This window comes from Serratia sp. H402Y (genome assembly GCF_051172415.1).
Classification (GTDB): domain Bacteria; phylum Pseudomonadota; class Gammaproteobacteria; order Enterobacterales; family Enterobacteriaceae; genus Serratia; species Serratia ureilytica.
This window is the reverse complement of the sequence record NZ_JBPIYZ010000001.1, coordinates 18,177-35,013: the sequence shown is the minus strand read 5'-3', so window position 1 is coordinate 35,013 and position 16,837 is coordinate 18,177. Positions and strand designations below refer to the sequence as shown.

Sequence of the window (16,837 nt, the reverse complement as noted above, 5' to 3'; positions counted from 1 at the left end):
CTTCCCGCTGCAGACTAGCGCCAGATAAAAGGCTCGGGCAGCGTCACGCCCAGGATTTCCTCCCGGGCGATGCGCCAGAAAGCGCGAATCGCCGCCTTCACCTGGCGCGCCTCTTTGCCCAAAGCCTTAAAGATCAGCCCGCACTCATTGGGCAACCGGCTGACGCCGCTGGCGATCCCCTCAGCCTCGTCATAGCGGGGCGCGATGCGATCGAGGATCCGCTGATGATGCTCGGGCGGCGTCAGCAGGATCACATTGCCGAACACATCGAACGGCCCCATCACGCCGACCCCATTCAGCGGGTGTTTATGCGGTTCCAGCACATAGCGCTCGACAAACAGCGTGTTGCCCTCGGGGCGACAGGCGCTGATGCGCGAAGAGTAAACGTCGAATCTGAAACCGCGATCCGCCTGATGGTGTTTGCGTCCCGACATCAGGATCTCGCCATAGAGCAGCGTCGCCGTGGGGTGCAGCGTAATGCGGGTATCGGTAATGAAGCGCGAGCCGCAGTGAGGGATCACCGGATCGGGCATCATCTCCAGATAGCTGCCCTCTTCGAGCGTCAGCGTCTGCATCTGCGCCGCGTAGTTATTTTCCATGGCGTGGATCTTGGTCGCCGATTGAGTGGTGACATGCCCGCAGGCCCGGGGGGCGACCTGCACCTCGAGCGTCAGGCGATCGCCCTGCAAGATGCAGCCCGAGGTGGAGATGACGAATACGCACGGCATCTGCGGCAGCGCCTCGTCCCAATACAGCGCCCGCTGCACCAGAAACGGCACGCGCCGCTCCATTTGCCGCAGCACGCTGCGATGCCCGTTCAGCGCGAACCCCAGCCGCAGATAGCCGGTTTTGCCCACGCCGCCGCTGGCCATCTGCGGCGGTTCGTCCTGGTAGGCGGCCAACTCCGGCGCGTCGGCGCCGAGTTGCGCCACGCGCCTCGCCGCTTCGCTGACGGCCGTCATACCGCCGCCGACGGCGCGTGGGTGAACAGGAAATCACGCATGATCATATCCACCAGTTCGTCGATGCCTTCGCCGGTTTTGCAGTTGGTGAGGATATAAGGCCGCTCGCCGCGCACCACGCGCGTATCGTGTTCCATCACCGCCAGGCTGGCGCCGACGTACGGCGCCAAATCGATTTTGTTGATCACCAGGATGTCGGCCTGAACCAGGCCCGGGCCGTTTTTGCGCGGGATCTTTTCCCCTTCGGCGACGTCGATAACGTAGATGTAAAAGTCCGCCAGCGCCGGGCTGAAGGTCAACGTCAGGTTATCGCCGCCGCTCTCGATCATCACCACGTCGCTGTCCGGGAAACGGGCCTCCATCTCCTCCACCGCGGCGATATTCATGCTCGGATCCTCGCGCACCGCGGTATGCGGGCAGGCGCCGGTTTCCACGCCCAGAATTTTCTCCTCGTCGAGGATCCCCTTGAGCGTGCGCTTGACCTGTTTGGCGTCTTCGGTAGTGACGATGTCGTTGGTGATGATTAACGGGCTGATGCCCCGTTCGATCAGACGCGGCGTAATGACTTCGATAATCGCGGTCTTGCCCGAGCCTACCGGGCCGCCGATGCCAATGCGGGTAATTTTCTTCACTCTGCTCGTTCCTTTATCATTAGTTGCTGAACAGTCGGGTAAATGCGCCGACGTGCAGCGCGGCCAGGACGTCGGTCACCGGCGCGTAAGAGGCCATTTGTTCAACGCCGCCGCGTTCGGCTTCGTCACAAAAAACGTCGATGTCCCGGTTGAGTTGAAACAGGATGCGTTGGGTGTCGATATGGGTGACGCGCATCAGGCGCATGGCGGCGCTGAGAATGGTCATCGCCACGCCGTACTGATGCATCACCGCCACCTCGCGCGGCCCCGCGCCCAGCGCCGTCATCACTACCGCCTGCGTCACCGGATAGGTGCCGGCGGCGCGGCCGGTTTTGATCTGCTCAAGCCACCAGACCACCTGGGGCTCATCACAGATGGCCGCCGTCATTTCCGCCAGCTTCTTTCCCATCCTCACCACCATGCTGCGGCCTTCTTCATTCAGCTTGCGGTTGAACAGCGCCCAGTCGTGCCCGATAACCGCCTCGCGATCGCCCCCCTGCAGCGCCCGGCAGGCCGCCGCGACCGCCCGGCCGTCGCCGCCCGCCGCCTGTTGCAAAGCGGTGCGGGTGAACGATTTCAGCGTGTCGACATCGCGCACGATGCCGGCCTGGATCGCCGACTCGACGCCATTGGAAAAGGCAAACGCCCCCACCGGCAGCACCGAGTCGGCAAACTGCAGGATGCGAATCAGCTGAACAGCGTTCATTTCAATTTGATCACATGCTGACCGAGGAATGGGCTGTCAACATGCACATGGGTCGCGGAATCCTCCGCGCCGCCGAACAGCAGGCGCGCTTCGGGCTGGGTCAGATGCGGCAAAATGCTTTCGCCCTTCACGAACGAATAAGGCAGCGCATGAAAGCCGTGGGTTTTCATCACCGAATCCATCACCTTGGTCGCCACCGTCAGCGGAATAAAGATGCGATTCCCTTTGATGACCGATTTCCAGTGCTGATTGCCCAGGGCATGCCCCAGTTCGAACGCGGTCTTCAGCACCGTCGCTATATCGGTCGCCAGCAGCGACTCAAGATGGATTACCATCACATCGCGCAGGTTCATCTGCACCACCACCGCGCTACGGTTCGCTTCGTCCCAGAGCAACACGTCGCCGTCGGCCAGCACCTGGTGACGATCGAGGGAAATACCGAGGTCCTGGCCGTCGCGGGTGGTTTTGCGGCAGCGGCTTTTCTGCGCCTCCCACTGCGAGAGCGCCAGCACGTCCAGCGAGGCGTGTTGCAAGCGCTCACGCCAGTCGGCATCCCGTTTGATATTGCCGAGTATCTTTTCAATCACGATCATGAGCGGCGGTTCCTAGCTGAAAAAGTAGCGTTGATTAAGCACGGCGGTGGCGATCGGTTTCACCGTGGCGTGTTCGCCGTTGACCTTGACGGCGAAGGTTTCGGGGTCCACCTCGATATGCGGCGTTTCCGCGTTGCGCACCATGTCCTGCTTGGAGATCGCGCGGCAGTTATGCACTGCCATCACCTGCCGCTCCAGCCCCAGTTTCTCTTTGATGCCGTCATGCAACGCCGCGCCGGAGACGAAGGTGACGCAGGTTTCCTGCAGCGATTTGCCCATGGCGCCGAACATCGGTCGGTAGAACGTGGGCTGCGGCGTCGGCAACGACGCGTTGGGATCGCCCATCACCGCCCAGTTAATCATCCCGCCCTTGATCACCAGCTTCGGCTTGGCGCCGAAGAAGCGCGGCTCCCACAACACCAGATCGGCCATCTTGCCGACCTCGACCGAACCCAGCACGTGGCTGATGCCCTGCGCGATCGCCGGGTTGATGGTGATCTTCGCCACGTAGCGCAGCACGCGGAAGTTATCGTGTTCCGCCGCATCTTCCGGCAGCTTGCCGCGCGCGGCTTTCATCGCGTGCGCCGTCTGCATCACCCGCAGCCAGTTTTCGCCAACCCGCCCCATCGCCTGGGAGTCGCTGGAAAACATCGACAGCACGCCCATGTCGTGCAGCACGTTTTCCGCGGCGATGGTTTCCGGCCGCACCCGGCTTTCGGAAAACGCCACGTCGGCCGGCACATTGGGGTTGAGGTTGTGGCACACCATGATCATATCGAACAGTTCGGCCTGACTGTTGATGCCGAACGGCAGCGTGGGGTTGGTGGAGCTCGGCAAGACGTTCATCTGCGCGGCGACCTTGATGATATCCGGCGAGTGCCCGCCGCCGGCGCCTTCGGTGTGGAAGGTGTGGATAGTGCGCCCTTCGAAGGCGTCGATGGTGTCCTCGACGTAGCCGCCCTCGTTCAGGCTGTCGGTATGCACCGCCACCTGAATATCCATGTCGTCGGCCACCCGCAGCGCGTGGCGCAGCGCGGAGTTGGTGGCGCCCCAGTCCTCATGCACCTTCAGCCCGGCCACGCCGGCGGCGATTTGTTCGACCAGCGGCGCAGCGTGCGAAGCGTGCCCCTTGCCGAGCATTCCCACGTTGACCGGCATGTTCTCGAAGGCGCGCAGCATGCGGTGGATATGCCAGGGCCCGGCGGTCACCGTGGTGCCGTTGGAACCGTCGGTCGGCCCGACGCCGCCGCCGAAGAAGGTCGTCACGCCGTTGGAGAGCGCATGTGCGGCCTGCTGCGGCGAAATGAAATGAATGTGCGTATCGATGCCGGCGGCGGTCAGGATCAGGTGTTCGCCCGAGATGGCGTCGGTGCTGACCCCCACCACCATGCCGGGCGTGACGCCGTTCATCATCGCCGGGTTGCCGCTTTTGCCAATGCCGGCGATCAGGCCGTTTTTAATGCCGACGTCCGCCTTGATCACCCCTTGCCGGGCGTCCAGAATGGTCACATTGGTAATGACCAGATCCAACACATTGTCGCTGGTTAATCGGTTATCGGCGCCCATGCCGTCGCGCAGCGACTTACCGCCGCCGTAGACCGATTCCTCACCGTAACCGCGCAGATCTTTTTCTATTTCAATAAACAGTTGCGTATCGCCCAAGCGAATTTTATCGCCGGTGGTCGGGCCAAACAGCCCGGCATATTCCTGCCTGGAGATCGTTGGCATGCTTTATTCCTCGTCCGTCTTGATGGGCGCCTGATCGCGGTTTTTATAACCCAGCTCAATAGCTCGCTTTACATCTATAGTTTTCTTTACTCTTTCACCGGCGGCTACCGGGCTGTCGCCCGCCCAACCGTCCACCAGATTATTAAAACCATAAACCGTTTGCTTGCCGCCGATGGCAATAAGCGCCACCTCGATTTCATCGCCGGGTTCAAAACGGATCGCCGTCGTGGCGGTGATATTTAACCGTTTGCCAAAGGCGGCGGCGCGATCGAACTGCAGCGCTTTGTTGGCTTCGAAGAAATGAAAGTGTGAGCCGACCTGAATAGGCCTGTCGCCGGTATTGCGCACCGTTAAAATAACCGTCTCGCGATCTTCATTGAAGGTGATGGGACTTTCGGACAGGATATAGCCGCCTGGCGGCACGTGCTTTTCTTTGTCATGCTTTTTCATCGGAATACCTGTGCTGATAAGATTCGTCCATGGGATTCAGGAAGGCCATCGGCGCTTATTGAATAGGATCGTGCACCGTCACCAGGCGGCTGCCGTCGCTGAATATCGCCTCGACCTGCACATGCGGGATCAAGTCCGCCACGCCGTCCATGACGTCATCGCGGCTCAAAACCTGCCGCGTGTCGTTCATGACTTCTTCCAGCGTTTTTCCCTCGCGGGCGCCCTCCAGCGCCGCGGTGGTAATAATGGCCACCGCCTCGGGATAATTAAGCTTTATCCCTCTGGATTTTCGTTTTAATGCGACGTCAGCCAGGGTATAGACCATCAGCTTTTCGATTTCTCTTGGCGTTAATTGCATGGAGCACTCCGATCTCGATAGAAATAATCAGACAAAGTGAGGCCAAAGGTTACTTATAGTTAATAACCTTGCGTTATTTATTTACGATTGTCCGACACTCGAATAATCTAGGGGGTAATATTGAGATAATCAACCCGCTGCTTTATTCAAACCCGAGCATGAGCTATCCCATTTCCTAAAAAAGTAACGGCGACGTGATAGTTTTTATCGATAAAAAGTCTTTTTTCATCTTCCCACTCCCACAATAAAACGATCAAAAAAAGAACGGATGGCTTTTTTTTATTTTAATTACCGTCATGAAAGTCAGATAAATAAGCACTATCCTTATGGATGGCATTAATATTAAAGACATGTAACCAACGGTCAGAAAATATAATTAAATTTACAAATAAGACGCGAGTAAAAATACCTTTTTAGTTAAAAACAATTTATCTATTCTGTTACTGATGCCAATAAGTTATTAAAAAAAAAACCGGCCGCAGCCGGGTTTGCCTCATTACTGTCGGGCTCTTCAGCCTTGCTGACGAATGCGCGCCAACAGCGCGTCGATATGCTCGATCTGCGGCGCATTGACGATCAGCGTGCGCCCCAAACCCAGCGCATGACGCTGACAGTCGAGGCGCATGTCGGCGTCGGCGATGCTGTCCAGATCGGCGACGTGCGCCAGGCCGATAGTGCGCCGAATCAGCTCGGTGCCGCAGTACCCTACCGCATCAATCCAGACCTGCTGCAGGAACTGCTCGGCGTAACCCGGCGTCGCCAGCGCCGCATCACGGCTTTGCTGATGGCACAGCGCCAGGAAACGATCGGCAAAGATCAGCCACAGCTCGCGCACATCCTGCAGACGCTGCTCGCGCCCGGCGGCGGCGTCGCGCGGCCCGAACAGCCCAGGCTGGCCGCAATAGTTGAGCAGCAGATTGCCTAACGCAGTGCCGACATCGAAACCGATCGGGCCGTAGAAACCGAATTCAGCGTCGATCGCTTTCAATCGCCCTTCCGCCACGAAAATTGAACCGCTGTGGATATCCCCGTGCAACAACGCCTCCGCCTTGCTGAGAAAGCGGTGTTTCAGGCCGGCGACCGCCAGCTTCAGCGGCGCATCCTCACGCAGCGCCTGCACCTGCGGCAACAGCGCCGCCTCGAACTGATTGCGCTCATGGTCGATATAGGGATCGGTAAAGAACAGATCTTCGGTGATCTGGCACAGCTCGGGGTTGGTGAAGCGGCTGACTTCCGCTTTTTTCTGCTGCGCCGACTGATAAAAATCGGAGGTGTGGAACAGCGTCTGCGCCAGGTATTCCGCCAGCTGACCGGCCGCCAGCGGATGATAGTTCCCCTGCACCAGTTCGCTGCGCCAAATGCGATGATCGGAGAGATCTTCCTGCACCATCACCGCCAACTCGGGATCGTGGTGCAGGACTTTTACCGTATGTCGCGGGCAGAAACCGCCGTGGATCAACAGCGTTTCCGCTTCGATGCGCGCCCGATCCAGCGTCAGCGGCCAGGATTCGCCCACGCAGCGCACGTACGGCAACGCCTGTTTGACGATCACCCGGCTCACGCCTTCGCGATCGCGGATCTTGAACACCAGGTTCAGGTTGCCGTCGCCGATCTCGTCGGCGCTGACCAGCGCCTGCGGATCGGCCACCTGCCCGTATTGGCGGGCGTATTCAACGGCATCGGCAGCCGTAAACGTACGATAAAGCGACATTCCCCAACCCCTCTGTTCTCTCTCGCTGCCCCCAGCGATTCTGTTTATTTAGACGTAAAAGCATTTGGACGTCTATACATCTGGAAGTCATGTTGGCAGAATAGCGTTTCAGATGCAATAACCTCGCAACAAGGAATTAACCGACGATGCAAGCGCTTAACACCACCAGTTTGTCCCTGCGGGACAACCGCCTTTGGATCCTCGATCAGCAAGCCCTGCCGCAGGAAAAGCGGTGGTGCGCCTGCGACAGCGTGGAGGAGTTGGTCGGGCACATTCACAGCCTGCGGGTGCGCGGCGCGCCGCTGATCGGGCTGTCCGCCAGCCTGCTGTTGGCGCTGCTGGCGGAACGCGGTGTGCCACGCGCCGAGCTGGAACAGGCGCTGCACACGCTACGCGCCGCCCGCCCGACGGCGGTTAACCTGATGAACAATCTGGATCGCATGAAGCTGGCGCTGGCGGAGCCGGACTGGGCGCCGGCGATGGTGAACGAAGCGCTGCGGCTGGTGGAGGAAGATCGCCGGCTGTGCGATCGCATCGCCGATCACGGCGCTGGGCTGGTCAAGCCCGGCAGCCGCCTGCTGACCCACTGCAATACCGGCGGGTTGGCCACCGCCGGCGTCGGCACCGCCATCGGCGTGCTGCTGCGCGCCCACCAGCAGGGCAAAGTGCAACAGGTATGGGTTGATGAAACCCGGCCGCTGCTGCAGGGCGGCCGTCTGACCGCCTGGGAACTGGGCGAGCTGGGCATTCCCTATCGTCTGATCTGCGATTCGATGGCCGCCAGCCTGATGGCGCAGGGCCAGGTCGATGCGGTGTGGGTCGGCGCGGATCGCATCGCCGCCAACGGCGACGTCGCCAACAAGATTGGCACCTACAGCCTGGCGGTGCTGGCGCACTACCATGGCATTCCATTCTATGTGGCTGCCCCGCATACCACCCACGATCCGCACTGTCCGGACGGCGCCGCCATCCCGATCGAGCAACGCGCGACGGCCGAAGTCACCGGCGTTTCAGGCAGTTTCGGCGCCTGCCAGTGGGCGCCGGCCGATGCGCCGGTCTGCAATCCGGCGTTCGACGTCACGCCGGCCAAGCTTATCAGCGGGTGGGTGTTCGACAGCGGCGTGATCACGCCGCAGCAGGTTGAAGCGGGGATTTTCCAGCGGGCGCTGGGTTAACGCCCGCCGGTTGACGATCAGTCCAGACGCGGATAGGCATCGGCGATCGTGTCGCCGGTGAAATGCGCCACCCAGCCTTCCGGGTTGTCAAATACCCGGATCGCGGTAAAGTGCGGCGCCGAGCCCATATCGAACCAGTGACGGGTGTTGGCCGGCACCGAGATCAGATCGTTCTTTTCGCACAGGATCTGGAAGATCTTGCCGTCCAGATGCAGGCAAAACAGCCCCGCCCCTTCAACGAAAAAGCGCACTTCATCCTCGCCGTGCGTATGTTCGGACAGGAATTTTTCGCGCAGCGCCTGACGCTGCTCGTGGTCCGGCCGCATGCTGATCACGTCCCAGCTTTGGTAGCCCTTTTCCGCCACCAGCCGGTCGATCTCATGCTGGTAGGCGGCGATCACCGCCTCCGGCTGCGGGTTGTCGCCCAACTCGCGATCCGCCTGCCAACGCTCAAAGCGCACGCCGATCTGCGCCAGCTGGCGCTGGATTTCCTGCGCGTCGCGGCTCTGCCACAGCGGCTGCTGCGGTGCTGTATCACTGAAAATGGTCAATCCACTCATGAGACAAACTCCCCTAAATCGATGTGATCAAAACGGCTGACCTGCGGATGCCGGCTCTGTGCGTCCGCCTCATCGCGGATCAGCTGGCAGGTATGCCAGCCGGCGGCCTGCGCGGCGTCCAGCTCCTGGTGAATATCGGACAGGAACAGCAGTTCGTCGGGCGCGATGCCGATAGCCTGCGCGATGTTGCGGTACGACGCGGTTTCACGCTTGGCGCCGACGCGGGTGTCGAAATAGCCGCTGAACAGCGGCTGCAGATCGCCGGCGTCGCTGTGGCCGAACAGCAGCTTCTGCGCCTCCACCGAACCGGAGGAATAAACGTAAAGCTTCAGCCCCTGGCGCTGCCAGGCGGCCAACTGCCCGGCGACCTCCGGATAAAGATGTCCGCGGAAGTCGCCCTCGCGATAGCCGCTGCGCCAGATGATGCCCTGCAGCGCCTTGAGCGCGGTGGATTTGCGATCTTCATCCATAAAGCGATACAGCGCGGCGATCAGCGCATCGAGATCCGCCTGCGGCTGGTCAATTTCAGCGCGCAGCGCCGCCAACGGCGCGGCGACTTCGCTCTCCGTGGCGTGACGGCGTACAAAATCCGCCAGCCGCTCGCGGGCATAGGGAAACAGCACCTGATGCACGAAGCGAATATCGCTGGTGGTGCCTTCAATATCGGTCACGATAGCGCGGATCATTTCGCCTCCAGCAAGCGACGTTGCAGTTCACACTGGAACAGGAATTCCAGCCCTTCGAGATGGCGGCGGGCTTCCGCCACCTGGCTTCCCCAGCAATAGAGACCGTGGCCGCGCACCAGAAAACCGTACTGCAGCGGCGTGACCTCGGCATAGGCCGCGACGCGCGACGCCAGCCGGGGAATGTCCTGATCGTTATCGAAAATAGGGATCGCCACGCTGTCCAGGTGGCTGCGCTGACCGGCGAGCGACTTTTGCATTTCGTACCCCTGCAGCACCAACGCATCGCCGCGTTCCACCCGCGACAACACGGTGGCGTTGACGGAATGGGTATGCAACACCGCGCCAAGGTGCGGGTACAAACGATAGAGCAGCGTATGCAGCCCGGTTTCCGCCGACGGCGTACGGCCGCTCGGCACGTGATTGTCAGCGATATCCACCCGCAGAAAATCGGCGGCGCTCAGACTCCCTTTGTCTTTGCCGGACTCGGTGACCAGGCACTGGCGTTCGTCGAGGCGCAGCGACATGTTGCCGCCGGTCGCCGGACACCAGCCTTTGTCGCCAATCCAGTGGCAGGCCGCCAGTAATGCGTTAAGTTGCGGATTCTCCGTCATTGTTATCGTTTCCCGTTCGGTATAGCGGTCAGCAGGTGAGGCTTAGCCGGCTGCGCGACAGGCTAAGCACTTTTTCGCATTTAGCCATCTAAGCGTCTTGATTGCCAAATACTAGCATCGTGTTATATTGACGGCAATATAAGCGCCTGGAGTATTCACCTGCTATGAGCACTTCCGCATTGATTCCCGACAGTAAACTGCCTGCCCTGGGCACCACCATCTTCACCCAAATGAGCGCGCTGGCGCAGCAGCATCAGGCGATCAACCTGTCGCAGGGCTTCCCTGATTTTGACGGGCCGGACTACCTGAAAGCACGCCTGGCCTGGCACGTCGCCCAGGGCGCCAACCAATATGCGCCAATGACCGGCGTGGCGGCGCTGCGCGAAGCCATCGCCGACAAAACCGCCGAGCTGTATGGCTGGCAGCCGGATGCCGGCAGCGAAGTGACCGTCACCGCCGGCGCTACCGAAGCGCTGTTCGCCGCCATCACCGCGCTGGTGCGCTCCGGCGATGAGGTGGTCTGTTTCGATCCGAGCTACGACAGCTACGCGCCGGCGGTGACGCTGGCCGGCGGCGTATTCAAACGCCTCGCCCTGCAGCCGCCCGCATTTGCCGTGGATTGGCAACGGTTCGCCGCCGCGCTGTCGCCGCGCACCCGCCTGGTGATCGTCAATACGCCGCACAACCCGTCCGCCACCGCCTGGCAGGCGGAAGACATGCAGCAGCTGTGGCACGCCATCGCCGAACGCGAGATCTACGTGCTCAGCGACGAAGTCTACGAACATATCTGCTTCGCCAAAGGCGGGCACGCCAGCGTATTGGCCCACCCACAATTGCGCCAACGGGCGATCGCGGTGTCCTCCTTCGGTAAAACCTTCCACATGACCGGCTGGAAAGTGGGTTACTGCGTGGCGCCCGCTGCGCTGAGCGCCGAGGTGCGCAAGGTGCATCAATACCTGACCTTCTCGGTCAACACCCCGGCGCAGCTGGCGCTGGCGGATAGCCTGCGCGCCGAGCCGGAGCACTGGCGACAGCTGCCGGCATTCTACCGCGCCAAGCGCGACCGCTTCGTGCAAGCGCTGGCGAACAGCCGACTGGAAATATTACCCTGCGCCGGTACATACTTCTTGCTGGCGGACTACAGCGCCATCTCCGATCTGGACGATGTGGCGTTCTGCCATTGGTTAACCGAGCACGTGGGCGTGGCGGCCATTCCGCTGTCGGTCTTCTGTGCCGATCCTTTCCCCCATAAATTGATCCGGCTGTGCTTCGCTAAACAGGACGCCACGCTGGATGCAGCTGCGGAGCGGTTATGTCGACTTTAAAAATTACCCTGTTGCAGCAACCTCTGGTCTGGCGCGACGGCCTCGCTAACCTGGCCGCCTTCGACGCGTTGCTGGCGCCGATCGTCGGGCGCGATCTCATCGTCTTGCCGGAAATGTTCACCACCGGTTTTGCCATGGATGCCGGCGAGAGCGCCCTGCCCGAACAGCAGGTGATCGATTGGCTGCACGGTTGGGCGGTGAAAATCCACGCGTTGATCGGCGGCAGCGTGGCGCTGAAAACCACCGAAGGCGCGGTCAATCGCTTCCTGCTGGTGGAGCCGGGCGGCCAGGTGCATGCCTATGATAAACGCCATCTGTTCCGCATGGCCGGCGAACACCTGCACTATCAGGCCGGCAACCGGCGCGAAATCGTCGAGTGGCGCGGCTGGCGCATCCTGCCGCAGATCTGCTACGACCTGCGTTTCCCGGTCTGGGCGCGCTATCAGCAGGATTACGATCTTGCGCTGTACGTCGCCAACTGGCCGGCGCCGCGCAGCCGCCATTGGCAAACGCTGCTGGCGGCGCGGGCGATTGAAAATCAGGTGTATGTGGCGGGCTGCAACCGGGTGGGCGACGATCCGAACGGCCTGAACTACAGCGGAGACAGCCTGATCATCAGCCCGCAGGGCGAGATCCTGGCGGATGCCGAGCCCGGCGCAGCCGCGCGGCTGGACGCCGAGCTGTCGCTGGAAACCCTGCAGAGTTACCGCAGCGCCTTCCCGGCCTGGCGCGATGCCGACAGCTTTCTGCGTCTTGATTGATTAAACACGGTCCCAGCCGGCGATCGTCAGGCAATAGGCCTGGATCGCCAGCGCTACGTCCGCCTGCCGCACCGCTTCAGCCGGATGATGGCTGACGCCGCCGGCGCAACGCACGAACAGCATGCCGACCGGCCATTGCGCCGCCACGGCGATGGCGTCATGACCGGCGCCGCTCGGCAGCGCCAGACTCTGCCCCTGTACCTGCTCGACGGCCGCCTGCCAGCGGCGCTGCAGATCGCTATCGCAGGCGGTGGCGTCAATGCGGTAGAATTCCTCGCTGGCGAAGCGCGCTCCGCGGCGTGCGCAGATCGTCTGCGCCTGCGCCAGCAACGTCGCCAACAGCGCCGCCAGCGGCGCATCCTGCGGGCCGCGCACGTCGAGCGTCAATCGCACTTCGCCCGGGATCACGTTGGCCGCGCCCGGCAGGCTCTCGATGCAGCCGACGGTGGCCACCAGATGCGGATCGGCGGCGCGGGTCAACGTTTCAACCGCCGCTATCCATTCCGCCGCGGCCGCCAGCGCGTCTTTGCGCTGCCCCATCGGCACCGTACCGGCATGGCCCGCCTCCCCGCTAAAGACGCAGTTAAGCCGACGCGCGCCGTTGATCGCCGTCACCACCCCCAGCGCCAGGTCGGCCGCCTCCAGACATGGGCCCTGTTCGATATGCAATTCCAGATAAGCGCGGATTTCCTGCGGCGCGCGGCGCGCCTGCGCGATCGCCGTCGGCTCCAGCCCAAAGTCGCGCATGGCCTGCGCGATGCTCACTCCGTCCGCGTCAGTCTGCGCCAGCCATTCCTGCGGCCATTGGCCGGTCAAGCCGCGGCTGCCCAGCAACGTCACGCCGAAGCGAGCGCCCTCTTCGTCGGCAAAGCCGATCACCTCCAGCGCCAGCGGCAAACGACGCCCCTGGCGGTGGTATTGCGCCACCGTTTCCAGCGCCGTGAGCACGCCGAGCATGCCGTCATAACGCCCGGCGTTGCGCACCGTGTCCAGATGCGAACCGAGCAGCAGCGCGGGGGCGCCGGGCGTTAGCCCTTCATAACGGCCACAGATATTGCCGACGCTGTCTTGCCACACCCGCATGCCGCTCTCGCGCATCCATTCGCCCACCAGAACGTTGGCGCGCCGATGTTCCACAGACAGATAAAGACGCGTCAGTTTACCGGGCTCCGCGCTGATCGCCGCCAGCTCGTCACAGCGCGCCATCACCCGCGCGGCGGCCTGCTGCGCCTCCTGCGGCGTCATTCTGGCCGTCCTGCATCGTACAGGTTCCAGGCCGCCTGGAGGGCCTCCCCCTGTTGCGTGGCGAAGCCCAACCGGTTCAACACCGCCTCCAGCGCCGCCAGCGTTTGCAGCACGCAATCTTTGCGCGCGTTGTAGCCCATGGTGCCGATGCGCCAGATCTTGCCCTGCAGCGGGCCGAAAGAGGTGCCGATTTCGATGGCGAAATCGTTCAGCATCATCTGCCGCACCTGCTCGCCGTGCACCTGCGGCGGGATCATCACGCCGAGCACGTTATTCATACGGTGATCGAGATCGCCGAACACCGCCAGCCCCATGCCTTGGATGCCCGCCAGCATCGCCGCGCCGTGCAGCCGGTGGCGGGCAATGGCCTGATCCAGCCCTTCCTCGAGGATCACCCGCGCGCATTCTCGTGCCGCGAACAACATGCTGGTGGCTTCGGTATGGTGATTCAGGCGTTCCGGCCCCCAATAATCCATGATCATGCCGAGGTCGAAATAGTTGGAGTAGATCATCTCGTCGTCGCCGTCGGCATGTTCGGCGGTGCGGATCCCCTCCTCCACGCATTTGCGACGGCGCACGATCTCTTCAAACTGCGGGCTGAGGGTGACCGGCGAACTGCCGGAAGGGCCGCCCAGGCACTTCTGCAGCCCGGCGGAGACCGCATCCAGCCCCCAGGCGTCGGTCTCCAGCGGGTTGCCGCCAAAGGACGCCGTCGCATCGGTATAGAACAGCACGCCGTGGCGGCGGCAGATATCGCCCAGCTCATGCAGCGGCTGCAGCATGGTGGTGGACGTGTCGCCCTGCACCGTCAGCAGCAGGCGCGGGCGCACCCGCTTAATCGCGTCTTCGATGCGATCGGCGCTGAACACCTCGCCCCACGGCGCGTCGATCGTGTGTACCTCGGCGCGACAACGGCGGGCAATTTCGCACAGCAGATGTCCGAAGCGGCCGAATACCGGCACCAGCACCTTATCGCCCGGACGAATGGCGGAAACCAGCAGCGCCTCGATGCCGGCGCGCGAGGTGCCGTCCACCAGCATCGTCCAGCGGTTTTCGGTGCGGAACAGCGCGCGATACAGCGCCATGACCTGATTCATGTAACCGGTCATTGCCGGATCGTACTGGCCGATCAGTTGGCTCGACATGGCGCGCAGCACGCGCGGATCGGCGTTGATCGGCCCCGGCCCCATCAGCAGGCGCGCCGGCGGGTTAATCTGTTCGAACTGCGGAGTAGTTAGCATGTTATTTCCTTACCAGCTTAATAACTTGTCATTTTATTTGCCGAAATCAGGCTTCTGACAACCCGCGCACAGAAGCGATAAACTGTTTCAATTCCTGCGTTTGCGGATTGGCGAACAGCGTGCGGCTATTTCCCTGCTCCCACACCTTGCCCTGGTGCATAAATACCACCCGGTCGCCCACCTCGCGGGCGAAGCTCATTTCATGAGTGACCAGAATCAGCGTCATGCCCTCTCGCGCCAACTGTTCCAGCACCTTCAGGACTTCACCCACCAGCTCGGGATCCAGTGCCGAGGTGATCTCATCGCACAGCAACACCTTCGGTTTCATCGCCAGCGCCCGGGCGATCGCCACCCGCTGCTGTTGCCCGCCGGAAAGGTTGGCCGGCGCGTAATGCATGCGCTCACCCAACCCCACCTTGTTCAGCATCTGTTCGGCCAACTCGCGGCACTCGGCAGCGTTTTTTTTCAGCACCCGGCGCGGCGCCAGCATCACGTTTTCCAGCGCCGTCATATGCGGGAACAGGTTAAAGTTCTGAAACACCATGCCAATCGAGCGGCTGATTTCACGCGCCTGCGAATCGCGATCGGTGATGGTCATGCCGCCCAGTTTGATGCTCCCTTCCTGATACCCTTCCAGCCCGTTGATGCAGCGCAATAGCGTGCTTTTACCAGACCCGCTGCGGCCGATGATCGAGACCACCTGCCCCATGTCGATATCCAGATCCACGCCCTTCAACACATGATTCTGACCGTAATATTTTTGAACCTGATTAATGGTGATGATCGGCATGGCATTTCTTCTCCAGATAATGGCTGTAACGCGACAAGGGATAGCACATCAGGAAATAGCCCAACGCGACCAGACCAAATACCTTGAAGGGCTGATAAGTCACATTGTTCAGCATGGTGCCGGCCTTGGTCAGCTCGACGAAGCCAATGATCGACGCCAAGGCGGTGCCCTTGATCACCTGAACCGAGAAACCGACGGTCGGCGCAATGGCGATACGCACCGCCTGCGGCGTGATGACGCGCATCAGTGTCTGCGTGAAACTCAGCCCGAGACAACGGGCTGCCTCCCACTGACCTTTCGGCAAGGCGGCGATGCTGCCGGACCAGATATCCACCAGAAAAGCGCTGGTGAATAGCGTCAGCGCCAGCGCGGCCGCGGTCCATGGGCTGACGTCGACGCCGAACAGCGCCAGACCGAAAAACGCCAAAAACAGCTGCATCAGCAGCGGCGTGCCCTGAAACAGTTCAGCGTAAACGCGGACAAAACGCATTGCCCAGCGGCGCTTGCTCAGGCGCATCAACACCAGCGGCAGCGCCACCAGCGTGCCGCCGAAAAATGCCGTCAACGACAGCAGCAGCGTCCAGCGAGCCGCCAACAGCAGATTGCGCACGATGTCCCAATCGGTAAACGTCAGCATCAGTTCCGGCTCCCTAAAAAACGCCGCCCGGCGGCCAGCAACAGTTGACGCATCAACAGCGACAACAACAGATAAAGCAGCGCCGTCACCAGATAGACTTCAAAGCTGAGGAAGGTGCGCGACTGGATCAGGTTGGCGGCGAAGGTCAGCTCTTCGAACGAGACCTGCGACACCACCGAGGATCCCAGCATCACGATGATGCACTGGCTCACCAACGCCGGATAAATACGCTGCAGCGACGGCGGCAGTACGATGCGTAAAAAGGTCTGGCTGCGGCTGAGCCCCAACACGCGCCCCGCTTCCCACTGCCCCTTCGGCGTGACCTGAATGCTGGCGCGAATAATTTCGGTGCTGTAGGCGCCAAGGTTAATCACCATCGCCAGCAGCGCCGCCTGCCCGGCCGTCAGTTTCCAGCCCAGGCTCGGCAGGCCGAACACGATGAAGAACAACTGCACGACGAACGGCGTGTTGCGCACCACTTCGACGTAAACGCCCCAGAGGCGGCTCAGCGCGCCGGCCCGGCCGCTGCGGATCGCCGCGCCGCAAATGCCCAGCGCAACCCCCATCAACGTCGCCAGCGCCGTCAGCGCCATCGTCGTCAGTAACCCCGCCAACAGCTCAGGCATGTAGGGCCAGAGCGCGGAGAAATTCAGCTGATAGGTCATC

19 protein-coding genes are annotated in these 16,837 nt (G+C 61.7%); 3 read left to right on the top strand and 16 right to left on the bottom strand.

The annotated features are described in order from the left end of the window. Nucleotides 1-14 precede the first annotated feature (14 nt). The 8 genes from ACSBQS_RS00195 to mtnK form a co-directional block, all read right to left on the bottom strand. Entirely contained in the window at nt 15-962 is a 948-nt protein-coding gene (locus ACSBQS_RS00195; RefSeq protein WP_047025805.1) for an urease accessory protein UreD, read from the bottom strand. After that, on the bottom strand, nt 959-1,594 hold the full coding sequence (ureG, locus tag ACSBQS_RS00190; RefSeq protein WP_033641969.1) for an urease accessory protein UreG: 636 nt from the start codon (nt 1,592-1,594) through the stop codon (nt 959-961). Before ureG ends, ACSBQS_RS00195 begins: the two co-directional genes overlap by 4 nt. Before the next feature lie 19 nt (nt 1,595-1,613). After that, entirely contained in the window at nt 1,614-2,300 is a 687-nt protein-coding gene (locus ACSBQS_RS00185) for an urease accessory protein UreF (RefSeq protein WP_042783734.1), read from the bottom strand. Beyond that, nucleotides 2,297-2,893: an urease accessory protein UreE gene (gene ureE, locus ACSBQS_RS00180; RefSeq protein WP_047025806.1), complete on the bottom strand. Its 597-nt coding sequence runs from the start codon at nt 2,891-2,893 to the stop codon at nt 2,297-2,299. The genes ACSBQS_RS00185 and ureE overlap by 4 nt, the downstream gene beginning before the upstream one ends. Nucleotides 2,894-2,905: 12 nt before the next feature. Next, nucleotides 2,906-4,621, bottom strand: a complete 1,716-nt coding sequence (locus tag ACSBQS_RS00175) for an urease subunit alpha (RefSeq protein WP_042783732.1) — start codon at nt 4,619-4,621, stop codon at nt 2,906-2,908. Between the two features lie 3 nt (nt 4,622-4,624). Continuing rightward, nucleotides 4,625-5,071 carry an urease subunit beta gene (locus ACSBQS_RS00170; protein ID WP_033641965.1) on the bottom strand — a complete coding sequence of 149 codons (447 nt, stop codon included), beginning with the start codon at nt 5,069-5,071 and terminating at the stop codon, nt 4,625-4,627. Between the two features lie 55 nt (nt 5,072-5,126). Beyond that, nucleotides 5,127-5,429: an urease subunit gamma gene (locus tag ACSBQS_RS00165; protein ID WP_025160087.1), complete on the bottom strand. Its 303-nt coding sequence runs from the start codon at nt 5,427-5,429 to the stop codon at nt 5,127-5,129. 511 nt (nt 5,430-5,940) lie between these two features. Then, complete coding sequence (mtnK, locus tag ACSBQS_RS00160; protein WP_047572570.1) at nt 5,941-7,140, bottom strand: S-methyl-5-thioribose kinase; 1,200 nt, start codon at nt 7,138-7,140, stop codon at nt 5,941-5,943. Nucleotides 7,141-7,286: 146 nt separating this feature from the next. Between mtnK and mtnA the strand changes: the two genes are divergently transcribed. Next, entirely contained in the window at nt 7,287-8,315 is a 1,029-nt protein-coding gene (gene mtnA / locus ACSBQS_RS00155) for an S-methyl-5-thioribose-1-phosphate isomerase (RefSeq protein WP_197666177.1), read from the top strand. A 17-nt stretch (nt 8,316-8,332) separates the two neighbouring features. On the opposite strand, the gene ACSBQS_RS00150 is transcribed toward mtnA, so the two are convergent. From ACSBQS_RS00150 to ACSBQS_RS00140, 3 genes are read right to left on the bottom strand one after another with little or no spacing between them, the layout of a single operon-like run. After that, nucleotides 8,333-8,875: a 1,2-dihydroxy-3-keto-5-methylthiopentene dioxygenase gene (locus ACSBQS_RS00150; RefSeq protein ID WP_033641961.1), complete on the bottom strand. Its 543-nt coding sequence runs from the start codon at nt 8,873-8,875 to the stop codon at nt 8,333-8,335. Further along, a complete protein-coding gene (gene mtnC / locus ACSBQS_RS00145; protein WP_046688277.1) occupies nt 8,872-9,561 on the bottom strand; it encodes an acireductone synthase in 690 nt (229 codons plus the stop codon). Before mtnC ends, ACSBQS_RS00150 begins: the two co-directional genes overlap by 4 nt. After that, nucleotides 9,558-10,172 (bottom strand): methylthioribulose 1-phosphate dehydratase, encoded by a 615-nt coding sequence (locus tag ACSBQS_RS00140; RefSeq protein ID WP_033651006.1) that lies wholly within the window; start codon nt 10,170-10,172, stop codon nt 9,558-9,560. The genes mtnC and ACSBQS_RS00140 overlap by 4 nt, the downstream gene beginning before the upstream one ends. Nucleotides 10,173-10,336: 164 nt before the next feature. On the opposite strand from ACSBQS_RS00140, the gene ACSBQS_RS00135 reads away from it, so the two are divergent. Together ACSBQS_RS00135 and ACSBQS_RS00130 are read left to right on the top strand one after the other, a co-directional pair. After that, a complete protein-coding gene (locus ACSBQS_RS00135; RefSeq protein WP_197666176.1) occupies nt 10,337-11,497 on the top strand; it encodes a pyridoxal phosphate-dependent aminotransferase in 1,161 nt (386 codons plus the stop codon). Then, nucleotides 11,485-12,258, top strand: coding sequence for an amidohydrolase (locus ACSBQS_RS00130; protein ID WP_047025813.1), 774 nt, complete (start codon nt 11,485-11,487; stop codon nt 12,256-12,258). The genes ACSBQS_RS00135 and ACSBQS_RS00130 overlap by 13 nt, the downstream gene beginning before the upstream one ends. On the opposite strand, the gene hpxK is transcribed toward ACSBQS_RS00130, so the two are convergent. The 5 genes from hpxK to ACSBQS_RS00105 are packed head-to-tail and all read right to left on the bottom strand — an operon-like array spanning nt 12,259 to nt 16,836. Continuing rightward, complete coding sequence (gene hpxK, locus ACSBQS_RS00125) at nt 12,259-13,503, bottom strand: allantoate amidohydrolase (RefSeq protein WP_342164374.1); 1,245 nt, start codon at nt 13,501-13,503, stop codon at nt 12,259-12,261. Continuing rightward, entirely contained in the window at nt 13,500-14,744 is a 1,245-nt protein-coding gene (locus ACSBQS_RS00120) for a pyridoxal-phosphate-dependent aminotransferase family protein (RefSeq protein ID WP_033651003.1), read from the bottom strand. Before ACSBQS_RS00120 ends, hpxK begins: the two co-directional genes overlap by 4 nt. A gap of 46 nt (nt 14,745-14,790) precedes the next feature. Further along, nucleotides 14,791-15,534 (bottom strand): amino acid ABC transporter ATP-binding protein, encoded by a 744-nt coding sequence (locus tag ACSBQS_RS00115; RefSeq protein WP_434989396.1) that lies wholly within the window; start codon nt 15,532-15,534, stop codon nt 14,791-14,793. Further along, nucleotides 15,515-16,171, bottom strand: coding sequence for an amino acid ABC transporter permease (locus ACSBQS_RS00110; protein ID WP_033641953.1), 657 nt, complete (start codon nt 16,169-16,171; stop codon nt 15,515-15,517). Before ACSBQS_RS00110 ends, ACSBQS_RS00115 begins: the two co-directional genes overlap by 20 nt. Continuing rightward, nucleotides 16,171-16,836 carry an amino acid ABC transporter permease gene (locus ACSBQS_RS00105; protein WP_434989394.1) on the bottom strand — a complete coding sequence of 222 codons (666 nt, stop codon included), beginning with the start codon at nt 16,834-16,836 and terminating at the stop codon, nt 16,171-16,173. The genes ACSBQS_RS00110 and ACSBQS_RS00105 overlap by 1 nt, the downstream gene beginning before the upstream one ends. Nucleotide 16,837: the final 1 nt, after the last annotated feature.

Bases quoted from the DNA above. Each gene is read 5' to 3' on its own strand.
- ACSBQS_RS00185 (WP_042783734.1), bottom strand. From the start codon at position 2,300: ATGAACGCTGTTCAGCTGATTCGCATCCTGCAGTTTGCCGACTCGGTG.
- mtnK (WP_047572570.1), bottom strand. From the start codon at position 7,140: ATGTCGCTTTATCGTACGTTTACGGCTGCCGATGCCGTTGAATACGCC.
- ACSBQS_RS00105 (WP_434989394.1), bottom strand. From the start codon at position 16,836: ATGACCTATCAGCTGAATTTCTCCGCGCTCTGGCCCTACATGCCTGAG.
- ACSBQS_RS00150 (WP_033641961.1), bottom strand. From the start codon at position 8,875: ATGAGTGGATTGACCATTTTCAGTGATACAGCACCGCAGCAGCCGCTG.
- ACSBQS_RS00110 (WP_033641953.1), bottom strand. From the start codon at position 16,171: ATGCTGACGTTTACCGATTGGGACATCGTGCGCAATCTGCTGTTGGCG.
- ACSBQS_RS00165 (WP_025160087.1), bottom strand. From the start codon at position 5,429: ATGCAATTAACGCCAAGAGAAATCGAAAAGCTGATGGTCTATACCCTG.
- ACSBQS_RS00120 (WP_033651003.1), bottom strand. From the start codon at position 14,744: ATGCTAACTACTCCGCAGTTCGAACAGATTAACCCGCCGGCGCGCCTG.
- ACSBQS_RS00195 (WP_047025805.1), bottom strand. From the start codon at position 962: ATGACGGCCGTCAGCGAAGCGGCGAGGCGCGTGGCGCAACTCGGCGCC.
- ACSBQS_RS00115 (WP_434989396.1), bottom strand. From the start codon at position 15,534: ATGCCGATCATCACCATTAATCAGGTTCAAAAATATTACGGTCAGAAT.
- hpxK (WP_342164374.1), bottom strand. From the start codon at position 13,503: ATGACGCCGCAGGAGGCGCAGCAGGCCGCCGCGCGGGTGATGGCGCGC.
- ACSBQS_RS00135 (WP_197666176.1), top strand. From the start codon at position 10,337: ATGAGCACTTCCGCATTGATTCCCGACAGTAAACTGCCTGCCCTGGGC.
- ACSBQS_RS00175 (WP_042783732.1), bottom strand. From the start codon at position 4,621: ATGCCAACGATCTCCAGGCAGGAATATGCCGGGCTGTTTGGCCCGACC.
- ACSBQS_RS00130 (WP_047025813.1), top strand. From the start codon at position 11,485: ATGTCGACTTTAAAAATTACCCTGTTGCAGCAACCTCTGGTCTGGCGC.
- ureE (WP_047025806.1), bottom strand. From the start codon at position 2,893: ATGATCGTGATTGAAAAGATACTCGGCAATATCAAACGGGATGCCGAC.
- mtnC (WP_046688277.1), bottom strand. From the start codon at position 9,561: ATGATCCGCGCTATCGTGACCGATATTGAAGGCACCACCAGCGATATT.
- ACSBQS_RS00140 (WP_033651006.1), bottom strand. From the start codon at position 10,172: ATGACGGAGAATCCGCAACTTAACGCATTACTGGCGGCCTGCCACTGG.
- ACSBQS_RS00170 (WP_033641965.1), bottom strand. From the start codon at position 5,071: ATGAAAAAGCATGACAAAGAAAAGCACGTGCCGCCAGGCGGCTATATC.
- mtnA (WP_197666177.1), top strand. From the start codon at position 7,287: ATGCAAGCGCTTAACACCACCAGTTTGTCCCTGCGGGACAACCGCCTT.